This is a genomic window from Nocardia sp. NRRL S-836 (genome assembly GCF_001279525.1).
In the GTDB taxonomy this organism is placed as follows: domain Bacteria; phylum Actinomycetota; class Actinomycetes; order Mycobacteriales; family Pseudonocardiaceae; genus Lentzea.
The window spans coordinates 43,253-61,118 of the sequence record NZ_LGDY01000118.1 but is presented as its reverse complement, the minus strand read 5'-3'; the positions used below and the strand labels follow the sequence as shown (position 1 = coordinate 61,118).

The window sequence follows — 17,866 nt, the reverse complement described above, 5'->3', positions numbered from 1 at the left end:
GCTTGCAAGAGTTAGCACCCCTCGCTACCGTGGAAGGCGCACGAGGAACGGGAGCCGGGAACCATGGACAAGTCCATCGACAAGGCAGTCGCGGACATCGGCCGCAACATCGGGGACTTCATCCGCGAGCAGCGCAACTCCGCCAAGATCTCCCTGCGGGAGCTGGCGAAGCAAGCGGGCGTCTCCAACCCGTACCTCAGCCAGATCGAGCGGGGGCTGCGCAAGCCGTCCGCGGAGATCCTGCAGCAGATCGCCAAGGGGCTGCGCATCTCGGCCGAGGTGCTCTACGTCGAGGCCGGGATCCTCCAGCAGCGCGAAGGCGGTGCGCTGACGGACGCCGTGGTCGCCGCGACCGATCTGACCGAGCGGCAGAAGCAGGTGCTGCTCGACGTCTACGAATCTTTCCGGCGGGAGAACGCCGCCAAGAACAAGGAGGACTGATCTCCATGCCGAAGCTCACCCAGGACGACGTTCGCAAGGCCGCCGAGCAGGGCGCACACGCCGCCCGCCAGGCCCTCCTCGCCGCGCTCGGTGCCGGTGACCTCGCCGCCAAGGCCGTGGCCGAGGCGCTGACCAAGGCCAAGGTGCGCGCGGAGGAGGCCTCCTCGAAGGCTTCCGACCTGCCCGTCGAGCTCAAGGACCTGCGCGAGAAGCTGCAGCCCGCCGAGCTGAAGAAGCTGGTCGACGCCTACACCGCGTCCGCGGTCAACCTCTACAGCTACCTCGCCGAGCAGGGCGAGCAGACCCTTGAGCAGATCAAGGCCCAGCCGCAGGTCAAGCAGGCCGTCGAGCAGGTCGAGCAGGCCGTGGAGGCCGCCCAGAAGCGGGCCGGGACCGCCGCGGCCGACGCCCGCGTGATCGCCGACGACGTGCTCGGCAAGGTCACCCGCCGCACCCGCGCGGTCGGCGAGAAGGTCGCGAGCCAGGTCGAGGACGGCGCGGAGAAGCTGGCCGAGGAGATCGTCGAGGTCGGTGGCGACGCCGCGCACGAGGTCCGCAGCACCACCCGCAAGGCCGCGAACCGCACCGCGCCGCGCAAGCCGGCGGCCACGACCGGCACCACGGCCACGACCAAGAAGACCCCGGTCACGCCGACCACGCCGGACAGCACCACCAAGTGACTCGGTGAAGGTCCTCTGACCAGAGGTCCTGAGCGGGGGGGAGCGCGCCACGGCGTGCTCCCCCCGTCGCGTGTCCGGCCCCGGTTCGAGCACTGCCGCACCGCGCCGTTCCCGTCAGCGCGCAGCGGCACGTAGTCTGGTCCTGTGTTCCCCGTGCCGGATTTCAGCATCTTGAACCTCGACGGCATCGTGTACTTCCTCGCCGACCTGGGGTTCACCATCCTCGGGCTGTTCGCGTTCTTCCACGCGCTGAGCCAGCGCGTCGACGCCTACACGGCGGCGGAACGCATGACGAAGCCCGCGTGGCTGGGCATCACCGGCGGTGGAGCTGCGGCGATGCTGCTGTTCTCACCGGGCAGCTTCGGGTCGATCTTCTGGCTCGCCGGTCTCGTCGCGGTGCTCGTGTACATGGTCGACGTGCGTCCCAAGCTCATCGAGGTGCAGCGCGGCCCGCGCTGGTGATCACGAGCTCCTACGGCTCCGGCTCGCCCGTCACGTTGGTGGCGCACGGGCTCGGTGCCACGCCCGGTGAGGCGCGCATCCCCGCCTCCGGGCTGCCCGGCACCCGCGTGGTCGTGACGCTGCCCTCGCACGGGACGGCCCCCGACGCGCCGCCCGGCTACTGGGACTACGGGCGCATCGCGGACGACCTGGCAACCATCCCGGCCGACCACGCGGTCGGCGTCTCGCTCGGCGCCGCGGCCCTGGTCAGACTGCTCGCACGGCAACCGGACCGGTTCCGGCGGGTGGCGTTGCTGCTCCCCGCGGTGCTCGACCAGCCACGACCGGCGTTCACCCTTCAGCAGCTTTCGGACCTCACGGCCGGCCCGCCCGCGTACGTCGCGGAGCGCCGGCAGGCGTTGACCCGGCTCGAAGCCGCCGCCGAACAGCTGCCCGGCCAGGTCGCGGTCGCCGACGCGGCACAGCTGGCCGCGGTCGAGGCACCCGTGCTGGTCATCGCCGCCACCGACGATCCGCTGCATCCCGAGGACGTGGCGAAGGCGACGGCCGCCGCGTTCCCGAACGGCGAGCTGTGGCTGGTCGGCTCACCCTCGCCGATGCTCACGCACCGCGGTGAGGTCCGGCACCGGTTGGTCGAGTTCTTCGCCGGGTAACCCACGGGCATGGCTGACAAGAAGATCGCATTCCTGGTCGACATGGAGGGCATTGAGCAGGCCGAGCTCACCGACCCGTGGACGCATGTCGAAAAGGCCGGTGGCACGCCGCGGCTGCTCGCGCCGAAGCTCGGCGAGGTCCGCGCGTTCAACCACCTGACGCCGGCCGACGCGTTCCCGGTCGACACCACGCTCGCCGACGCCAAGGCCGACGACTACGCCGGTGCGGTGATCCCCGGTGGCGTCGCGAACTCGGACTTCCTCCGGATGGACAGCGACGCCGTGCGGCTGGTCAAGGAGCTGGTCGCGCAGGGCAAGCCGATCGCGGCGATCTGCCACGGTCCGTGGCTGCTGGTCGAGGCCGACGTGGTGCGCGGCAAGATGCTGACCTCGTTCGCGAGCCTGCAGACCGACATCCGCAACGCGGGCGGCGACTGGGCGGACCAGGAGGTCCGCGTGTGCGACATGAACGGGTGGACGCTCGTGACGTCGCGCAACCCGGACGACCTGCCGGCGTTCAACCGCGAGGCGCTGAAGGCCTTCGGCCTGGCCGAGTAGCCGGGATCTGCAGCTCCCGGCACCCCTTCTACGTCAGGCGCGTGTCGGCGTAGTGCGCCATGGCGGCACGGGTCCACTCGGCCGTGTTGCCGCCGCCCTCGACCTCGAAGTTGGCCCGGAACTCGTCCGAGTCGACGTAGAGGTCACCGAGGCCTTTGTAGGACGCCCGGTCGGGCGTCCAGCTCAGGCAGATCCAGCGGTAGTGGCGGTCGATGAGCTCCTGCGTCTGCGGGGCATCGGCCGCCGCGCCGGCCACGTACAGGGCACCGAGCTGCGCCGCGATGTCCTGCCACTCGGCCGTGAACCGGTCCGCGTCGGCCCGCTTCCAGCCCTTCATCCTCCGCTTGCTCTCGGCGATGTGCTCCTTCGCACCCTCGCCGTAGCGTTCGACGAGCTCGGCCTCGTGCCGTTCCTGCTTCTTGGCGTCGAAGCCGTCGAACAGCTCTTCCATCGTCATCTCGTCCCCTCCTTCCAGTTCCTCGATGGTGCGCGCGACGGTGGTGGCGAGCCGGTCCAGCCGCTCCCGCTCCTCCCGCAGCCACCGGTGGTGGTTGCGCAGGACCGTGAGCCGGTCGGTGCCGTTCAGGATCTCGCCGACCACGTCGAGGCCCAGGCCCAGGTCGCGCAGCAGCAGGATCTGCTGCAGGCGGTGGACCTGCTCCTTCTCGTAGTAGCGGTACCCGTTGTCGCCGATCCAGGCCGGTGGCAGCAGCCCGATCGAGTCGTAGTGCCGCAGCGTCCTGGACGTCACCTTCGACATCCGGGCCACCTGGGCGATCGACCAGGCCATCGCTTCCCTCCTCGCGCTCCCCACCGACGCTAAAGCTTGACGCAACGTCAATGTCAACGCCTGTGCTTGGTGGCGAGGTCGCCGGGAAGCCGGTCGCGCGAACTCGCTGGCACGATGAAGGTCATGTGGACCATCGCTGGATCGTTGGAGCCCGTGCCGGTGCTGTCGCGGCTCGACCTGGTGCCGGAACCGGTCGCCAAGGCGTTGAGGGAGCTGGACGGTGCCGACCGCGTCGCCGTCGCCGAGATCGACCCCGCGCTCGCCGACACCGCCGAGTTCTGCGCGCACTACGGCTCGCCGCTCGAAGCGAGCGCGAACTGCGTCGTCGTCGCGGGCAAGCGCGGTGGCGAGATCCGTTATGCGGCCTGCATGGTGCTCGCGACCATGCGTGCGGACGTGAACGGCGTCATCCGCAAGCGGCTCGACGCGCGCAAGGCGTCGTTCGCGCCGATGGACGAGGCCGTGGCGTTGACGGGCATGGAGTACGGCGGCATCACGCCCATCGGTGTGCCCGCCGGCTGGCCGGTCCTGGTGTCACCCGAGGTCGCCGCCGCCCCCGAGCTGGTGGTGGGCAGCGGCATCCGCGGCTCCAAGATCCTCATCCCCGGCGACGTGCTGGTGAAGCTGCCGGGCGCCGAGGTGCTGCCGGACCTAGCCCGCGTACTTGAGCAGTAGCTCGACGGCCTCGTCGATGTCGTCGGTGACGAGGATCCACTGCTCGGCCTCGCGACCGGCCGCGAGCTTCTGCACGAGCGGTGCGGCCGGCACCTCGTCGGTCCAGAACGCCCTGCCCAGGAAGATCATGGGCGCGGCCGGGCCGACGCTGCCGTAGTAGTTCTGGGTGAAGTCCTGGAAGACCTCCTGGACCGTGCCCGCCTTGCCCGGCGTGTAGACGATGCCGCCGGTCGCGACGGTCAGCAGACCCTCCTCGCGCACCGAGTTCGCGAAGTACTTGGCGTGCAGCTCGCAGGCCGGGTTGGGCGGCTCGTGGCCGTAGAACCAGGTCGGGATGCCGATCGTGCGCGGCACCTCGAACGACGGCACCTGCGGGAACGCCGCCAGCCACCGGCCGATGGACTCCTCGTCGTGACCGAACGACGGCGCCTTCGCCAGCTGGTCGAGGACGTCGCGGTCCGCGGCACCGCAGCGCACGCCGAGCGGCACGGCCTCCATCGCGCCGGGCCCGCCGCCGGTCAGCACGGTGAAACCGGCACGGCCCAGCGCCGCGCCGAGCTCGACGGCGTTGCGGTAGCCGTCCGTGCCGCGGGCCAGCGCGTGGCCGCCCATGACCGCGACCGGCTGCCCGCTCAGCGTCTCGTCGAGCGCCTCGGTGATCGAGTGGTCGTGCAGGCGTTCGGTCAGCGCGTGCAACGGGTCGGGTTGGTGGCCCTGCCGGCGGCTGTGCCGGTAGATCACCGCGTCCGGGGTGTCGGAGTAGCTCCTCGGGTCGGCCGGGTCGAAGCCCGCGAACAGCTCGGCCGGCGTGTACAGCTTCGTGCGGTACACCTCGTAGGGCAGGTCCGGGACCACCGGGAAGATCAACGCGCCCGCGGCCTCCGCCCTGCGCTGCATCGTCTCGCTGAGCGTGCAGCCGAGCAGCAGCGCACCGTCCAGCGGCACGCGCACGTCCTCGCGCGAGAGGTCCAGCCCGATGATGACGGCTTTGCGCAGGTCAGGCTCTGCCCGCAGCTGGTGTAGGTCGGTGATTTCGGTCCGCACGGGAAAAAGCCTATGCCTCGTGCGAACCGGAGTGGCGCCCAATCCGAACGAGTGGTGGGAACCAGGTCCGCTCGCCACGTGCGCGGCGTGTGCCGCGAGCACGGGTCGTTGCTGGTCCTGGACGAGACGCGGACCGGGAGCTGCCCGACAGGATCTGAGCGGGGGCGGGCTAGAAGATCACCGTCTGGTTGCCGTGCACCAGCACGCGGTCCTCCAGGTGCCACCGGAGCCCGCGGGCCAGCACGACCTTCTCGATGTCCCGCCCCTTGCGCACCATGTCCGCCACCGAGTCGCCGTGGTGCACACGCAGCACGTCCTGCTCGATGATCGGCCCCGCGTCGAGGTCGGCCGTCACGTAGTGGCACGTGGCCCCGACCAGCTTCACGCCGCGCCGGTGCGCCTGGTGGTAGGGCCGGGCGCCGATGAACGACGGCAGGAAGCTGTGGTGGATGTTGATCGTGCGGCCGGACCAGTGCGCGCACAGCTCGGGCGGCAGGATCTGCATGAAGCGCGCCAGCACCACGGCGTGCGGGTCGTGCTGGTCGACCAGCCGGCGCAGCTGGGCGAACGCGGCCTGCTTGCCCTCGGGGTCGTTGGCGGGGAACGGCACGTGGTGGAACGGGATGCCGTGCGCGCGCGTGATGTGGCCCAGCTCGGGGTGGTTGCCGATCACTGCGGCGACCTGGACGTCGAGCTCGCCGGTCGACACGCGGGCCAGCAGGTCGTACAGGCAGTGGCCCTCCTTCGACACGAGGATCACCACGCGCTTGCGCTCACCGGTGTCGGTCACCGTCCACGTCGACTGCGCGCCCAGCGACGCCGCCACGCCCGCGAACCGGGTGCGCAGCTCGGCGGCGTCGAAGGGCAGCGAGTCCGCCCGGACCTCCTGGCGCGTGAAGAACCAGCCCGTCTCCGGGTCGGTGTGGTACGCGGCCTCGACGATCCAGCCGCCGTTCTCCGCGAGGAACGTGGAGATCCGCGCGATGATGCCGGTGCGGTCCGGGCAGCCGAAGGTGATCACATAGCGACGCTCTGGCGATGACACGCCGCAGAAGTATTCACGGCCTGCGCAAACCGTCCAACAGCGCCTGGTCGCCGGACACGATCGCGTGACCGGGGCGGCCCCACACCGCGCGGTAGACGGCGTCGGCCGTGCCGGCCACGGTGGCGTCCTCGTGGATGGCCGCGTCCTGCGGCGGCCCGACGACGACCGGCTCACCGGGCGTGAGGCGCACCTCCCACGTGCGGCCCGCGTCCGCCGCGTGGAAGAGGATCGTGCCCTCGACCTCGACCGGTACGCGCCGGACCGCGCGGGGGAGCATCAGGGTGAAGTACTCGTCGACGCCGTCGGCGGCGAACTCGGGCGAGAACAGCAGGGACGGCACGTCACCGCGGGCGTGCAGCGCGTCGAGGTGGTGGATCGACGTCTCGTGCGCCTGGCGCCGGGCCCAGAACGACGCGGTCTTGTCGTCGCCGAACGTCCACGCGGGAGTGTCCGGCGGCGTCGTGCGCAGCCGGTCGAGCAGCACCGCGAGCTTCTCGTCCCACCACACCAGCAGGTCGTCCCACTTGGCCGGGCCGCCGGACTCCGGCATCTCGTCCGGCCGCGGCGGGTGCGCCGACGGCGGCGTCACCAGCGCCTCCGCGGCCCAGGCGTGGATGCTCGACTGGTGCCACACCAGGTCGTGCACCGTCCACTTCGGACAGGTCGGCACCGGGGCGGTGGGGCCGGCCGCAAGCGCGGCGGCACGCAACCCGGCGGCCTGCTTCTCGATCTCCGCGACGAAGTCCACGTGGTCCACCCTAGGGTGCCACGGCGGCCCATTCGAGCGAGATTTCCCCGAGCCGCCAGCGCTTCCGGTCGTCCAGCACCGGCCACCCGCGCTCGGCCAGCAGCCGCGCCGACTCGACCCACCGCGCACGGGGCCCGAACGGCGCGAACGGCGCCGCCGTCGCCCAGCACGCGTCCAGCTCGGCCAGCAGCGCGTGGACGCGTTCGCCGGGCACGTTCTTGTGGATCAGCGCCTTGGGCAGCCGTTCGGCGAGGTCGGACGGCACCTCGATGCCGGACGGCTTGCACGCCAGCGTGAACGTCTGCGGACCGTCGGCGTTCAAGGTCACCCACGTGCAGCGGCGGCCGATCTCGTCACACGTGCCCTCGACGACCAGGCCGCCGGGCGCCATCCGGGACAGCATCGTGTCCCACGCCTCGAACGCCTGCTGCTCGGTGTACTGGCGCAGCACGTTGAACGCGCGCAACAGCACCGGCCGCGCACCGGCGAGCTCGAACCCGCCGCGCCGGAAGTCGAGGAACGGGGGATCGGCGACGGCCTTGCCCGCGTCGACCCGGTCCTGGTCGATCTCCAGCCCGAGCACGCGCACGTCCGGCCGCACCACCCGCAGCCGGGTGGCCAGCTCGACGGTGGTGATCGGCGTCGCGCCGTACCCGAGGTCGACCACCAGCGGGTCGGCCGCCTCCCGCAGGAACTCCGCCAGGGTGCCGGTCGTCCACCGGTCGACCCTGCGCAGGCGGTTCGGGTTCGTCGTGCCGCGCGTGGGCAGGCCGAGCGCGCGGGCCCGGCCGGCCGCTAGCCGCGGTTTGCGAGCCATTCCGACGTGAACTCGCTCTCCTTGTCGAGCAGCACCGCGACCTGCTCGACGATCATCTTCTCGATCTTGCCGCCCATGAGCGGGATGCCGACCTTGACCTCGCCCGTCAGGGTGAGCTTCGAGCCCGATCCGTTGTCCGTGATGGTGAACGCGCCGTCGAGCCGGCCGGGTACGCCGTTGATCGTCACCTCGGACGTGCCGGCACCCGCGGCCCAGTTCTCGGTCCGCTGGATCACCAGGTCGCCCCCCAGCGCCGCCCTGGCCATCGACGGCAGGTGCTCCGCGGGCACACCCTGCCTGAGCTGGTAGGACGTCTTGCCGTCGACCGAGGTGAACGAGAGCAGCTCGGCGTTCGCGCCGCCGATGGCGGCCAGCCGGTCGCGCAGGTAGGTCTCGTCGACCAACGCGCCGAAGACCTTCTCCGCCGAATGGGGTGACGTGGTGTGGTGCTCGATGCGGCGTGCCATGTCGCGGAGGCTACCGTTGACGTCCGTGACCACCACGCAGTCCGTGCCTCTGGCCGAGCGCACCACGCTCCGACTCGGTGGACCGGCCGCGCGGTTCGTCCACGCCACGACCGCGGCAGAGCTGGTCGAAGCCGTGCGGACAGCCGACGCCGCCGCCGACGAGAAGGTCCTCGTGCTCGGTGGCGGGTCCAACGTCGTGATCGCCGACTCCGGCTTCGACGGCACCGTCGTGCAGGTCGGCACCAAGGGTTTCCGGCTCGACCCGCTGGGCGGCGGCATCGTCCAGTTCACCGTCGAGGCGGGCGAGGAGTGGGACGCCGTCGTCGCGGAGGCGGTCGCGCAGGGCCTCGGCGGACTCGAGTGCCTGTCCGGCATCCCCGGTTCCAACGGCGCCACGCCCGTGCAGAACGTCGGCGCGTACGGCGTCGAGATCGCCCAGGTGCTGCAGTCGGTCGACCTGCTGGACCGGCGCAGCGGCAAGGTGCACCAGGTGCCCGCGGCCAAGCTCGGCCTCGACTACCGCACCAGCGTGCTGAAGAACACCGATCAGGCGGTCGTGCTGCGGACCCGGTTCTCGCTGACCGCGGGCGGCATGTCCGCGCCGATCCGCTACGCCGAGCTCGCGCGCGTTCTCGGTGTGGCGCAAGGTGATCGCGTGCCGGCCGACGAGGCCCGCAAGGCCGTGCTGGAACTGCGCCGCGGCAAGGGCATGGTGCTCGACCCGGCCGACCACGACACGTGGAGCGCGGGCTCGTTCTTCACCAACCCGGTCCTCGACGACGCGACGCTGAGCGGTGTGCTGATCCGCGTCGCCGAGCGCCTCGGCAGCGACGTCGACGTGCCGGCCTACCCGGCGGGCAACGGCTTCAGGAAGCTCTCCGCCGCGTGGCTGATCGAACGTGCCGGGTTCCGCAGGGGGCACCAGGGTCCCGGCGGCCGCGTGGCGTTGTCGAGCAAGCACACGCTGGCGCTGACCAACCGCGGCGGGGCCTCGACCGAGGACCTGCTCGACCTGGCGCGCGAGGTGCGCGACGGCGTGCGGGCGGCGTTCGGGGTGGAGCTGCACCCCGAACCGGTCTTCGTGGGCGTCCATCTCTGAGGCCGTCCGGGTGACTCCGTGTGACGATTCGCTACGTCGCGTGTTTCATTGACGTAGGGGTGGAACGGAGGTTGCCATGAGCTACCTCGACGAGCACGCGCGAGAGGTCATCCGGCCGGTCAAGCGGATGGTCGAGGACGAGTTCCTCGCCCGGCCCGGCGTCATCGGCGTCGACATCGGCGAGAAGTACACCGGCGGCCGGCCCACCGGCCGGGCCGCGATCGTGGTGTACGTGTGCACCAAGGGACCCGAGCACCCGCACCAGATCCCGCCCGAGGTCGGCGGCGTGCCGACGGACGTGGTCGCGGAGACGGTCCTGCTGCACCGCGCACGGCTGTCGCGGTCCTCGGAGGTCCTGGGCGAACCCGGTGTGGCGGAACGGCATCCGGTGCTGCGCGGCGGTCTGAGCATCGGCCCGGCCCGCGCGGTCAGGGTGGTGCCGCCGGACGTGCCGGTCGCGGGCGAGTACGTGATCGTCGGCACGCTGGGCGCGTTCGTGGTGACCCGCTCCGACCGCGAGGTGCTGGGGCTCACCACGTTCCACGTCGGCTGCGTGGACGACTCGTGGTCGGTGGGCGACGAGTTCCTGCACCCGTCCAGGGTGGACGGTGGCGTGCCCGGCGCCGACCAGGTGGCGGTGCTCGACCGGGCCGCGCTGGCCGGCTCGGTGTCGGCGGCGGGCCTGCGGATGGGCGCCCGGCCGTTCCGCCCGGAGGTGCTCGACGTCGGCGCGCTCACCGGGACCGCGGCCGCCGTGGTGGGGTCGTCGGTGCGCAAACGAGGCCGCACAACGGGTCTGACGTACGGCGTGATCACGTCGGTGGACGCGACGCTGCGGCTGGACTTCGGCGACGGGATCGGCGTGCGGACGTTGCGGGACCAGATCAGGGTCTACTCGGCCGAGCGGTTCGGTGACCACGGCGACTCGGGCGCGGTGCTCGTCGACGCCGACAACCGGGTCGTCGGGCTCTACGTCGGCGGAACGGGCCCGGTCGGGTTCGCCAACCCGATCGAGCCCGTCCTGCGTCAGCTGGACGTGGAGCTGCTCACCCCCGGCGTGCCGGAGTCGCGGAAGGGCCAGTAGCCGTCAGCGGTCCTGCGGCAGCACCTGCGCGACGGACCCCGGGTCCGCGCAGCCGGGGTTGGCCTGCGGGATGCCGCAGTCCTGCGAGCCGGCCGCGGCCGGGACGAACGCGAGCGCCAGCACCGCGGTGGCCGCGACGGCGGCCGCCAGCTTCTTGATCATGTTTGCCCCCAGGCGGTTTCTCCTGCGGAGCCGCTGCTCCGCAGGAGATCCACGCTACTGGTCCCGGTGCACCCGCGTCGCGGACGCTTGCGCACGCGGCTTGAGCACGATCTCGTCGAGGTTCACGTGCGACGGCCGGGTGACGGCGAACGCGATCACGTCCGCCACGTCGTCCGCCGTCAGCGGCGTGAGCCCCTGGTAGACCTTGGCCGCGCGCTCGGTGTCGCCGCCGAACCGGTTGGCGGAGAAGTCGGTCTCGACCATGCCCGGCAGGACCTCCGTCACCCGCACCGGCTGCCCGAGCAGCTCGCCGCGCAACGTCCGGTGCAGCGCCGACTGCGCGTGCTTGGCGCTCGTGTAGCCGGAGCCGTTGTCATAAGCGTCACGTGCTGCGACGGACGTCACGGACACGATGTGGCCGTCACCGGACGCGATCAGCTTGGGGATGAACGCCTTGGTGACGAGCAACGTGCCGAGCACGTTCGACTCCCACATCCACCGCCACTCCTCCGGATCCCCCTCGGCGACGGTGGAGAGACCGCGCGCACCACCCGCGTTGTTCACGAGCACGTTCGCCTCGGGCACCTGCTCGGCGAACGCCGCGACCGAGGGGGCGTCCGTGACGTCCAGCTCGATCGCGGTCCCCTCGATCTCTTTCGCGATAACGTGGAGACGGTCCAGACGACGTGCGCCGAGCACGACGTGGAACCCCTCGGCGGCAAGCCGCCGCGCGGTGGCCTCGCCGATGCCCGCGCTCGCTCCGGTCACTACTGCGACAGGTCGATTCACGATCCCGATCGTAGGCGCCGACACCGGTGTGACTGACATCACTCGCACCAGGCGGTCGTGCTGGACGTCCTGCTTTGTGGAGGTCAGAACCGTGAAGAGAACCGTTGGTGCGTTGCTCGCCGGCCTGATGCTGCTGTCCGCGTGTTCGAGCGTCGAAGCAGGATCCGCCAAGCCGGACAGTTCGCTCCCGTCCGCCAAGGTGACCGTGTCCCCCGTGGACGGCACCAAGGACGTCCAGGTCACGTCCCCCGTCCAGGTGACGGTCGTGGACGGCAAGATCGAGGCGGTGGCGCTGAAGTCGCCGGAGGGCAAAGAGGTCAAGGGCACGCTGACCGAGGACAGGTCGGGCTGGACCAACGCCGAGCCCCTCGGGTACGGCAAGACCTACAGCTACTCCGGCAAGGCGGTCGGCACCGACGGCAAGCCGGTCGAGCTCAAGGGCTCCTTCACCACGGTGGCGCCGGGCACGCAGACCCGCGCGACGCTGTGGCCAGGCGACAACCAGACCGTCGGCGTCGCGGCGCCGGTCATGGTCAAGTTCGAGGCGCCGGTGCAGGACAAGGCGACCGTCGAGAAGGCGCTGAAGGTCACGAACTCGGCGAACGTGCAGGGCTCGTGGGCGTGGCTGAACGCCCAGGAGGTGCACTACCGGCCCGAGAAGTACTGGCCGGCGAACACGCAGGTCAAGGTCGAGGCCAAGCTCTACGGCGTCAACTACGGCGGCGGCGCGTTCGGCAAGGCCGACGTGACCTCGGACTTCACCGTCGGCCGCAACCAGGTCGTGAAGATCGACAACCCGACGCACCAGCTCGTGGTGCTGCGCGACGGCCAGCAGGTCGCCGCCTACCCGGCGTCGTTCGGCAAGGACGCCGACCCGGAGCTGACCACGCCCAACGGCACGTTCGTCGTCATGTCGAAGCACGAGACGTTCTCGTTCGACAACCCGCGCTACGGCTACACCAACGTCGTGAAGAAGTGGGCCGTGCGGTTCTCGAACCACGGTGAGTTCATCCACGAGAACAACGACAACGCCGGCAACATCGGCAAGAACAACACCTCGCACGGCTGCGCGAACCTGCTGGAGGCCGACGCCAAGGCGTACTTCGACTCGGCACTGGTCGGCGACCCGGTCGAGGTGACCGGGTCGATCACGACGCTGCCGGCGCAGTTCGACTGGTACGACTGGCAGATCCCGTGGGCCCAGTGGAAGGAGAAGTCCGCCGCCAAGTAGGCGACTCCTCCGGCTCGGCCGTCACGCGGGGGCCCCGCGTTCCGCTCAGGGGAACGCGGGGCCCCCGCGTGACATCCGGACTAGCGGGAATGCGGCCCCCCACCAGGTCGTTCGTGCCTGTGTGCAGCTGACACACGTGACGGTGGCCGGTGGGGGACGACCGGCCGTCCGTGCGGCGGGACCGCGGGACGGTGAGCGGCGGGCGGCCGGCCCTGGTGAGACGGTCGACAAGCTCACAGCCGCGGCCACCGCCACGAGCCATAAAGTGCGAGGCGGGCTGCCCGCGCCGACGCGGGCGGTGCTGACCGCCCCCGACGTGCCGGCCTTCGTCGTGCCGGCCCCTGTGGTGCACGGCACCCAAGACCGGGTGGTGGCCCCTGCCGCCGCCGAGTACTCCGCCGCCCTGATCCCCGGAGCCGAGTTGAGCTGGTATCCCGACACCGCGCACGTGCCGTTCCCCGAACGGCGAGACCAGTTCGCGGCCGACCTGGAGGAGGTGGTCCGGTGAAGCGGGTCGCGGTCCTGAGCGTGCACACGTCGCCGCTGGAGCAGCCGGGCACGGGTGACGCGGGCGGCATGAACGTCTACATCGTGCAGACGGCGACGCGGATGGCGCGGCGGGGCGTGGAGGTGGAGATCTTCACGCGCGCGACCTCCAGCGAGCTGCCGCCGGTGGCCGAGCTGGCGCCGGGCGTGCGCGTGCGGCATGTCGCCGCCGGGCCGTTCGAGGGGCTGGGCAAGGAGGAGCTGCCCGGCCAGCTGTGCGCGTTCACGGCGGGCGTCCTGCGGGCCGAGGCACGGCACGAGCCGGGCTACTACGACGCGATCCACTCGCACTACTGGCTGTCCGGGCAGGTCGGCTGGCTGGCGCGGGAACGCTGGGGCGTGCCGCTCGTGCACACCGCGCACACGCTGGCCAAGGTCAAGAACCTGGCGCTGGCCGAGGGGGACGCGCCGGAGCCGCGGATGCGCGTCATCGGCGAGGAACAGGTCGTCAACGAGTCCGACCGGCTGGTCGCCAACACCGACATCGAGGCCGCCGAGCTGATCAAGCTGTACGACGCCGAGCCGTCGAAGGTGGCCGTGGTGCCGCCGGGTGTGGACCTCGACCGGTTCACGCCGGGCGACCGCGACCGGGCGCGGCAGCGGTTCGGGCTCCCGCGTGACGCCGTGGTGCTGGCGTTCGTGGGGCGGATCCAGCCGCTGAAGGCGCCGGACGTGCTGCTGCGCGCCGCCGCGGAGATGCTGGTGCGTGATCCGGGGCTGCGGTCGCGGCTGGTCGTGCTGGTCGTCGGCGGGCCGTCGGGCAGCGGGCTGGAGCAGCCGAAGGCGCTGGAGGAGCTGGCCGGACAGCTGGGCATCACGGACGTGGTGCGGTTCCTGCCGCCACAGCCGGGTGCGGCGCTGGCGGAGGTCTACCGGGCGGCGGACCTGGTGGCGGTGCCGAGCCACAACGAGTCGTTCGGGCTGGTGGCGCTGGAGGCCCAGGCGTGCGGGACGCCGGTGGTCGCGGCGGCCGTCGGCGGGTTGCCGGTGGCGGTCAACGACGGCGTGTCCGGGGTGCTGGTGCACGGCCACGAGGCGGGGGCCTGGGCGACGGCGCTCGCGACCGTGGCGTTGCCGCAGCGCGAGCACCTGGCGAGCAACGCGGTGGGGCATGCGCGACGCTTCTCGTGGGACCGCACGACTGATGCCCTGCTGGCGGGGTACCAGGAGGCGGCAGAAGTGTTCCGCCGGGAGGTTTTCGCGTGACCGTCGACGCCGTCATCAAGTCGTTCCTGGACGAACGCGAGCTGAAGTACGACCGTCGTGAAGAGGGCCGGTTCTTCGTGACGCTGCCGGGTACCAAGAAGCTGCAGACGAACGTCTGGCTGGTCGAGACGAAGCACGCGCTGGTGGTCGAGGCGTTCGTGTGCCGGCGACCGGACCAGTCGTTCGAGGACGTCTACCGGTTCCTGCTGCGGCGCAACGCACGGCTGTACGGCGTGCACTACACGATCGACGCCGAGGGCGACATCTACCTGGTCGGCCGGGTCGGCAAGCACGCGGTGACCGCGGACGAGCTGGACCGGGTGCTGGGGCAGGTGCTGGAAGCCGCGGACGGCGACTTCAACCCGTTGCTCGAGATCGGGTTCGCCGACGCGATCCGGCGGGAGTGGGCCTGGCGGGTGTCGCGCGGCGAGTCGCTGGCGAACCTGCGGGCGTTCCAACATCTCGTTTCGGAGTAGACCCCGCCTCGTTTCGGCTCCGGCGGCAACTGCCGCGGCGCCCGGTTCCGTCCGACGTGCATGGGCAGACGAGTGCTGTGGGTGGGAGTCGCGTTGCTGGCCCTCGTTGCGACGGGGTGTGGCGCGAGCTCGGACAGTTCGAGTGGCGCGGCGGTCGAGAACGCCGCGCCGCAGCAGCGGGCAGCGCCGCAGGAAGCGCAGAAGCAGGACAGGAGCGGGCAGTCGAACCAGTCCGCTCAGTCGGTGCAGCAGCAGGAACGGCAGCTGGTCCGCACGGCCACGGTCGACCTGCGCAGTGACGACGTGCTGAGGGCCATCGGGCAGATCAAGGCCAAGGCGCAGCAGGCCGGCGGGTTCGCCGGGCAGGAGAACTCGACCAAGAGCTACGGGACCGTGACCGTGCGGGTGCCGTCGAACGAGCTCGACGGGATCGTGCGGAGCCTGGAGACCGAGCGGATCGGCGAGGTCACGCGCAGCGAGGTGCGCAGCGAGGACGTCACCGACCAGCTGGTCGACGTCGAGGCGCGGATCGCGACGCAGAAGGCCAGCGTCGACCGGCTGCGGGTGCTGTTCGAGCGTGCCGGGACGACGGCCGAGATCGCGCAGGTCGAGGGTGAGCTGACCAAGCGGCAGAGCGAGCTGGAGTCGTTGCAGCGGCGCAGCGAGTCGCTGAAGGGCAAGGTCGCGCTGGCAACGTTGACGGTGCAGGTCAGCACCACGCCGATTCCGCCGCCGGTCGAGGAGAAGACCGGGTTCCTCGGGGCGTTCGCCGCCGGGTGGGGCGCGCTCGTGCACGTGCTGCGGCTGGTCCTGGTGGGTGTCGGCGGTGTGCTGCCGTTCGCACTGGTGTTCGGTGCGCCCACGGTGGCGTTGATCTACTGGCTGCGTCGCCGGAAGCGTGTCACTCCAACGGTCGAGGCAGAGGCCTAAAACTCTACTGAGAGTGGCCCTTTGTGAAGCGCGGAACGGCTCGGGAGAGAGGGGGAGTCGCATCGAGCCGTCCCGCGTCAAAGGTCCCCGCTGCACTGGGTCCATGGACGGGGGGAGGTCCGGATCCCAAGCGGGCCACGCGATTCGACGGGGGGTGACGAACCGCGCGCTTGCCGTCCGCTCGCCGAGGAAAACGTGGGAGCCGGCTCGCGGAGGCGTGACCAACTTCCCAGATACCTGGTTGCGATCACAAGTGCTCGGATTGCTCCATTCGAGTGTATTTAGCGGCGCGAAGTAACGTCTCTGTAGCGATCCCGACTTGCTTGACCTGTTCAGTGGCCTGGATCACGATGACCTCGCAGGCTGGGTGTACAGCGAGTGAATGAGGTCGCCGCATGGTCTTTCGCAGTCCGTTCCCCGATGTCGAGATCCCCGACGTGTCGTTGCACCAGCTGTTGTTCGGCGACATCGCCGACCGGGTGGACCGCGTTGCGCTGATCGACGGCATGTCCGGGGCCACGCTCACGTACGGCCAGCTCGCCGGCGCCATCGACCGCCTGGCCGCCGCACTGGCCGCGCGGGGCATCGGCAAGGGCGACGTGGTCGGCATCCTCAGCCCGAACACGCCCTACTACGCCGTCGTGTTCCACGGCATCCTGCGCGCGGGCGCCACCGCGACCACGATCAACGCGCTCTACACGCCCGACGAGGTCGCGCACCAGCTGCACGACGCGGGCGCGAAGATGCTGTTCACCGTGTCGATCCTGCTGCCCAACGCCGCACCGGGCGCGGAGAAGGCGGGCGTCACCGACGTCGTGGTGCTCGACGGTGCCGAGGGCTACCCGTCGCTGGGCGAGCTGCTGGCCAACTCAGAGCCGGTGCCGTCGGTGGAGATCAACCCGGCCGAGGACGTCGCCGTGCTGCCGTACTCGTCCGGCACGACCGCGCTGCCCAAGGGCGTGATGCTGACGCACCGCAACCTGGTCGCGAACCTCGTGCAGTGCGACCCGATCATGGCCGACGTCGGGGCGCACACCCGGATCCTCGCCGTGCTCCCGTTCTTCCACATCTACGGCATGCAGGTGCTGATGAACAGCGGCCTGTACATCGGCGGTGTCGTCGTGACGCTGCCGAGGTTCGAGCTGCCGGAGTTCCTGCGGGTCATCGCGGAGCACAAGACCGACCGCGTCTACATCGCCCCGCCGATCGCCGTCGCCCTGGCCAAGCACCCGATCGTCGACAACTACGACCTCTCCCCGCTCAAGACGCTCTTCTCGGGCGCGGCGCCGCTGGACGAGGACCTCGCCGCCACGGTGCGCAAGCGCATCGGCTGCCGAGTCGTCCAGGGCTACGGCATGACGGAGATGTCGCCGGTCAGCCACGCCATCCCGGACGGCCGCGACGACATCTCGGTCGGCACCGTCGGCATCATCATCCCGAACCTGGAGTGCCGCCTGGTCGACCCGGCCACCGGCGCCGACGTCGGCGTGGGCGAGCGCGGCGAGCTGTGGTGCAAGGGCCCGAACGTCATGAAGGGCTACCTGAACAACCCCGGCGCCACCGCCGCCACCCTCGACGACGAGGGCTGGCTGCACACCGGCGACGTGGCCGTGATCGACGCCGACGGCATCGTCTCGATCGTCGACCGGGTCAAGGAACTGATCAAGTACAAGGGCTACCAGGTGCCCCCGGCCGAGCTGGAGGCCGTACTGCTCACCCACGACGAGATCGCCGACGCGGCGGTCATCGGCGTGCGCGACGCGGACGGCGAGGAGGTGCCGAAGGCGTTCGTGGTGCGGCAACCGGGCTCGACGCTGGACGCCGACGCCGTCATGGCGTTCGTGGCCGCGCACGTGGCGCCGCACAAGAAGGTGCGCGTGGTCGAGTTCATCGAGGCGATCCCGAAGTCCGCGGCGGGCAAGATCCTGCGCAAGGACCTGCGGGCCCGCGAAAGCGCCTGAGC

21 protein-coding genes and 1 pseudogene are annotated in these 17,866 nt (G+C 70.9%); 14 read left to right on the top strand and 8 right to left on the bottom strand.

Annotated features, from left to right (window positions below):
* Nucleotides 1-63 precede the first annotated feature (63 nt).
* The 5 genes from ADL03_RS30790 to ADL03_RS30770 all read left to right on the top strand — a co-directional run bounded on the left by ADL03_RS30790 (nt 64) and on the right by ADL03_RS30770 (nt 2,794).
* On the top strand, nt 64-441 hold the full coding sequence (locus ADL03_RS30790; RefSeq protein WP_053737085.1) for a helix-turn-helix domain-containing protein: 378 nt from the start codon (nt 64-66) through the stop codon (nt 439-441).
* Between the two features lie 5 nt (nt 442-446).
* Nucleotides 447-1,121: a hypothetical protein gene (locus ADL03_RS30785; RefSeq protein ID WP_053737084.1), complete on the top strand. Its 675-nt coding sequence runs from the start codon at nt 447-449 to the stop codon at nt 1,119-1,121.
* A 153-nt stretch (nt 1,122-1,274) separates the two neighbouring features.
* Nucleotides 1,275-1,583, top strand: a complete 309-nt coding sequence (locus ADL03_RS30780) for a DUF2516 family protein (protein WP_231642488.1) — start codon at nt 1,275-1,277, stop codon at nt 1,581-1,583.
* Nucleotides 1,580-2,236 (top strand): alpha/beta fold hydrolase, encoded by a 657-nt coding sequence (locus ADL03_RS30775; RefSeq protein ID WP_157529502.1) that lies wholly within the window; start codon nt 1,580-1,582, stop codon nt 2,234-2,236. Before ADL03_RS30780 ends, ADL03_RS30775 begins: the two co-directional genes overlap by 4 nt.
* 9 nt (nt 2,237-2,245) lie before the next feature.
* On the top strand, nt 2,246-2,794 hold the full coding sequence (locus ADL03_RS30770; protein WP_053737083.1) for a type 1 glutamine amidotransferase domain-containing protein: 549 nt from the start codon (nt 2,246-2,248) through the stop codon (nt 2,792-2,794).
* A 28-nt stretch (nt 2,795-2,822) separates the two neighbouring features.
* On the opposite strand, the gene ADL03_RS30765 is transcribed toward ADL03_RS30770, so the two are convergent.
* The gene (locus ADL03_RS30765) at nt 2,823-3,584 is read right to left on the bottom strand and encodes a MerR family transcriptional regulator (protein ID WP_053737082.1); all 762 of its coding nucleotides are present in this window, start codon (nt 3,582-3,584) and stop codon (nt 2,823-2,825) included.
* A gap of 123 nt (nt 3,585-3,707) precedes the next feature.
* Here ADL03_RS30765 and ADL03_RS30760 point away from each other — a divergent pair, with 123 nt between their 5' ends.
* Complete coding sequence (locus tag ADL03_RS30760) at nt 3,708-4,259, top strand: YbaK/EbsC family protein (RefSeq protein ID WP_197288778.1); 552 nt, start codon at nt 3,708-3,710, stop codon at nt 4,257-4,259.
* Here ADL03_RS30760 and ADL03_RS30755 read toward each other — a convergent pair.
* The 5 genes from ADL03_RS30755 to ADL03_RS30735 all read right to left on the bottom strand — a co-directional run bounded on the left by ADL03_RS30755 (nt 4,236) and on the right by ADL03_RS30735 (nt 8,380).
* Nucleotides 4,236-5,303: an LOG family protein gene (locus ADL03_RS30755; RefSeq protein WP_053737080.1), complete on the bottom strand. Its 1,068-nt coding sequence runs from the start codon at nt 5,301-5,303 to the stop codon at nt 4,236-4,238. The genes ADL03_RS30760 and ADL03_RS30755 overlap by 24 nt on opposite strands.
* Before the next feature lie 169 nt (nt 5,304-5,472).
* Nucleotides 5,473-6,348, bottom strand: a complete 876-nt coding sequence (gene purU / locus ADL03_RS30750; protein WP_053737079.1) for a formyltetrahydrofolate deformylase — start codon at nt 6,346-6,348, stop codon at nt 5,473-5,475.
* Nucleotides 6,349-6,361: 13 nt separating this feature from the next.
* Nucleotides 6,362-7,096 carry a maleylpyruvate isomerase family mycothiol-dependent enzyme gene (locus ADL03_RS30745; protein WP_197288777.1) on the bottom strand — a complete coding sequence of 245 codons (735 nt, stop codon included), beginning with the start codon at nt 7,094-7,096 and terminating at the stop codon, nt 6,362-6,364.
* A 10-nt stretch (nt 7,097-7,106) separates the two neighbouring features.
* The gene (locus ADL03_RS30740; protein WP_053737078.1) at nt 7,107-7,913 is read right to left on the bottom strand and encodes a hypothetical protein; all 807 of its coding nucleotides are present in this window, start codon (nt 7,911-7,913) and stop codon (nt 7,107-7,109) included.
* Nucleotides 7,892-8,380 (bottom strand): DUF2505 domain-containing protein, encoded by a 489-nt coding sequence (locus ADL03_RS30735; RefSeq protein ID WP_053737077.1) that lies wholly within the window; start codon nt 8,378-8,380, stop codon nt 7,892-7,894. Before ADL03_RS30735 ends, ADL03_RS30740 begins: the two co-directional genes overlap by 22 nt.
* Here ADL03_RS30735 and ADL03_RS30730 point away from each other — a divergent pair.
* Both ADL03_RS30730 and ADL03_RS30725 read left to right on the top strand, forming a co-directional pair.
* Nucleotides 8,367-9,479 (top strand): UDP-N-acetylmuramate dehydrogenase, encoded by a 1,113-nt coding sequence (locus ADL03_RS30730; RefSeq protein ID WP_082373610.1) that lies wholly within the window; start codon nt 8,367-8,369, stop codon nt 9,477-9,479. The two genes, ADL03_RS30735 and ADL03_RS30730, sit on opposite strands and share 14 nt — an antisense overlap.
* 76 nt (nt 9,480-9,555) lie before the next feature.
* The gene (locus ADL03_RS30725; RefSeq protein ID WP_053737076.1) at nt 9,556-10,563 is read left to right on the top strand and encodes a hypothetical protein; all 1,008 of its coding nucleotides are present in this window, start codon (nt 9,556-9,558) and stop codon (nt 10,561-10,563) included.
* 3 nt (nt 10,564-10,566) lie between these two features.
* Here the strand turns inward: ADL03_RS30725 and ADL03_RS47555 are convergent, their stop codons facing one another.
* Nucleotides 10,567-10,725, bottom strand: a complete 159-nt coding sequence (locus ADL03_RS47555; protein WP_157529501.1) for a hypothetical protein — start codon at nt 10,723-10,725, stop codon at nt 10,567-10,569.
* Between the two features lie 54 nt (nt 10,726-10,779).
* A complete protein-coding gene (locus ADL03_RS30720; protein WP_197288776.1) occupies nt 10,780-11,553 on the bottom strand; it encodes an SDR family NAD(P)-dependent oxidoreductase in 774 nt (257 codons plus the stop codon).
* 52 nt (nt 11,554-11,605) lie between these two features.
* Here ADL03_RS30720 and ADL03_RS30715 point away from each other — a divergent pair, with 52 nt between their 5' ends.
* The 6 genes and pseudogenes from ADL03_RS30715 to ADL03_RS30690 all read left to right on the top strand — a co-directional run bounded on the left by ADL03_RS30715 (nt 11,606) and on the right by ADL03_RS30690 (nt 17,864).
* Nucleotides 11,606-12,745, top strand: coding sequence for an Ig-like domain-containing protein (locus ADL03_RS30715; RefSeq protein WP_157529500.1), 1,140 nt, complete (start codon nt 11,606-11,608; stop codon nt 12,743-12,745).
* 121 nt (nt 12,746-12,866) lie between these two features.
* Nucleotides 12,867-13,253: an alpha/beta fold hydrolase gene (locus ADL03_RS47550; RefSeq protein ID WP_157529499.1), complete on the top strand. Its 387-nt coding sequence runs from the start codon at nt 12,867-12,869 to the stop codon at nt 13,251-13,253.
* Nucleotides 13,250-14,479, top strand: a pseudogene (gene mshA, locus ADL03_RS30705) (D-inositol-3-phosphate glycosyltransferase); the annotation flags it as partial. The gene ADL03_RS47550 and the pseudogene mshA, both read left to right, overlap by 4 nt.
* 14 nt (nt 14,480-14,493) lie before the next feature.
* Complete coding sequence (locus ADL03_RS30700; RefSeq protein ID WP_053737073.1) at nt 14,494-14,973, top strand: YbjN domain-containing protein; 480 nt, start codon at nt 14,494-14,496, stop codon at nt 14,971-14,973.
* A gap of 60 nt (nt 14,974-15,033) precedes the next feature.
* Nucleotides 15,034-15,903, top strand: coding sequence for a DUF4349 domain-containing protein (locus ADL03_RS30695; protein WP_063798754.1), 870 nt, complete (start codon nt 15,034-15,036; stop codon nt 15,901-15,903).
* Between the two features lie 395 nt (nt 15,904-16,298).
* Complete coding sequence (locus tag ADL03_RS30690; RefSeq protein ID WP_053737071.1) at nt 16,299-17,864, top strand: AMP-binding protein; 1,566 nt, start codon at nt 16,299-16,301, stop codon at nt 17,862-17,864.
* The last annotated feature ends 2 nt before the right edge of the window (nt 17,865-17,866 follow it).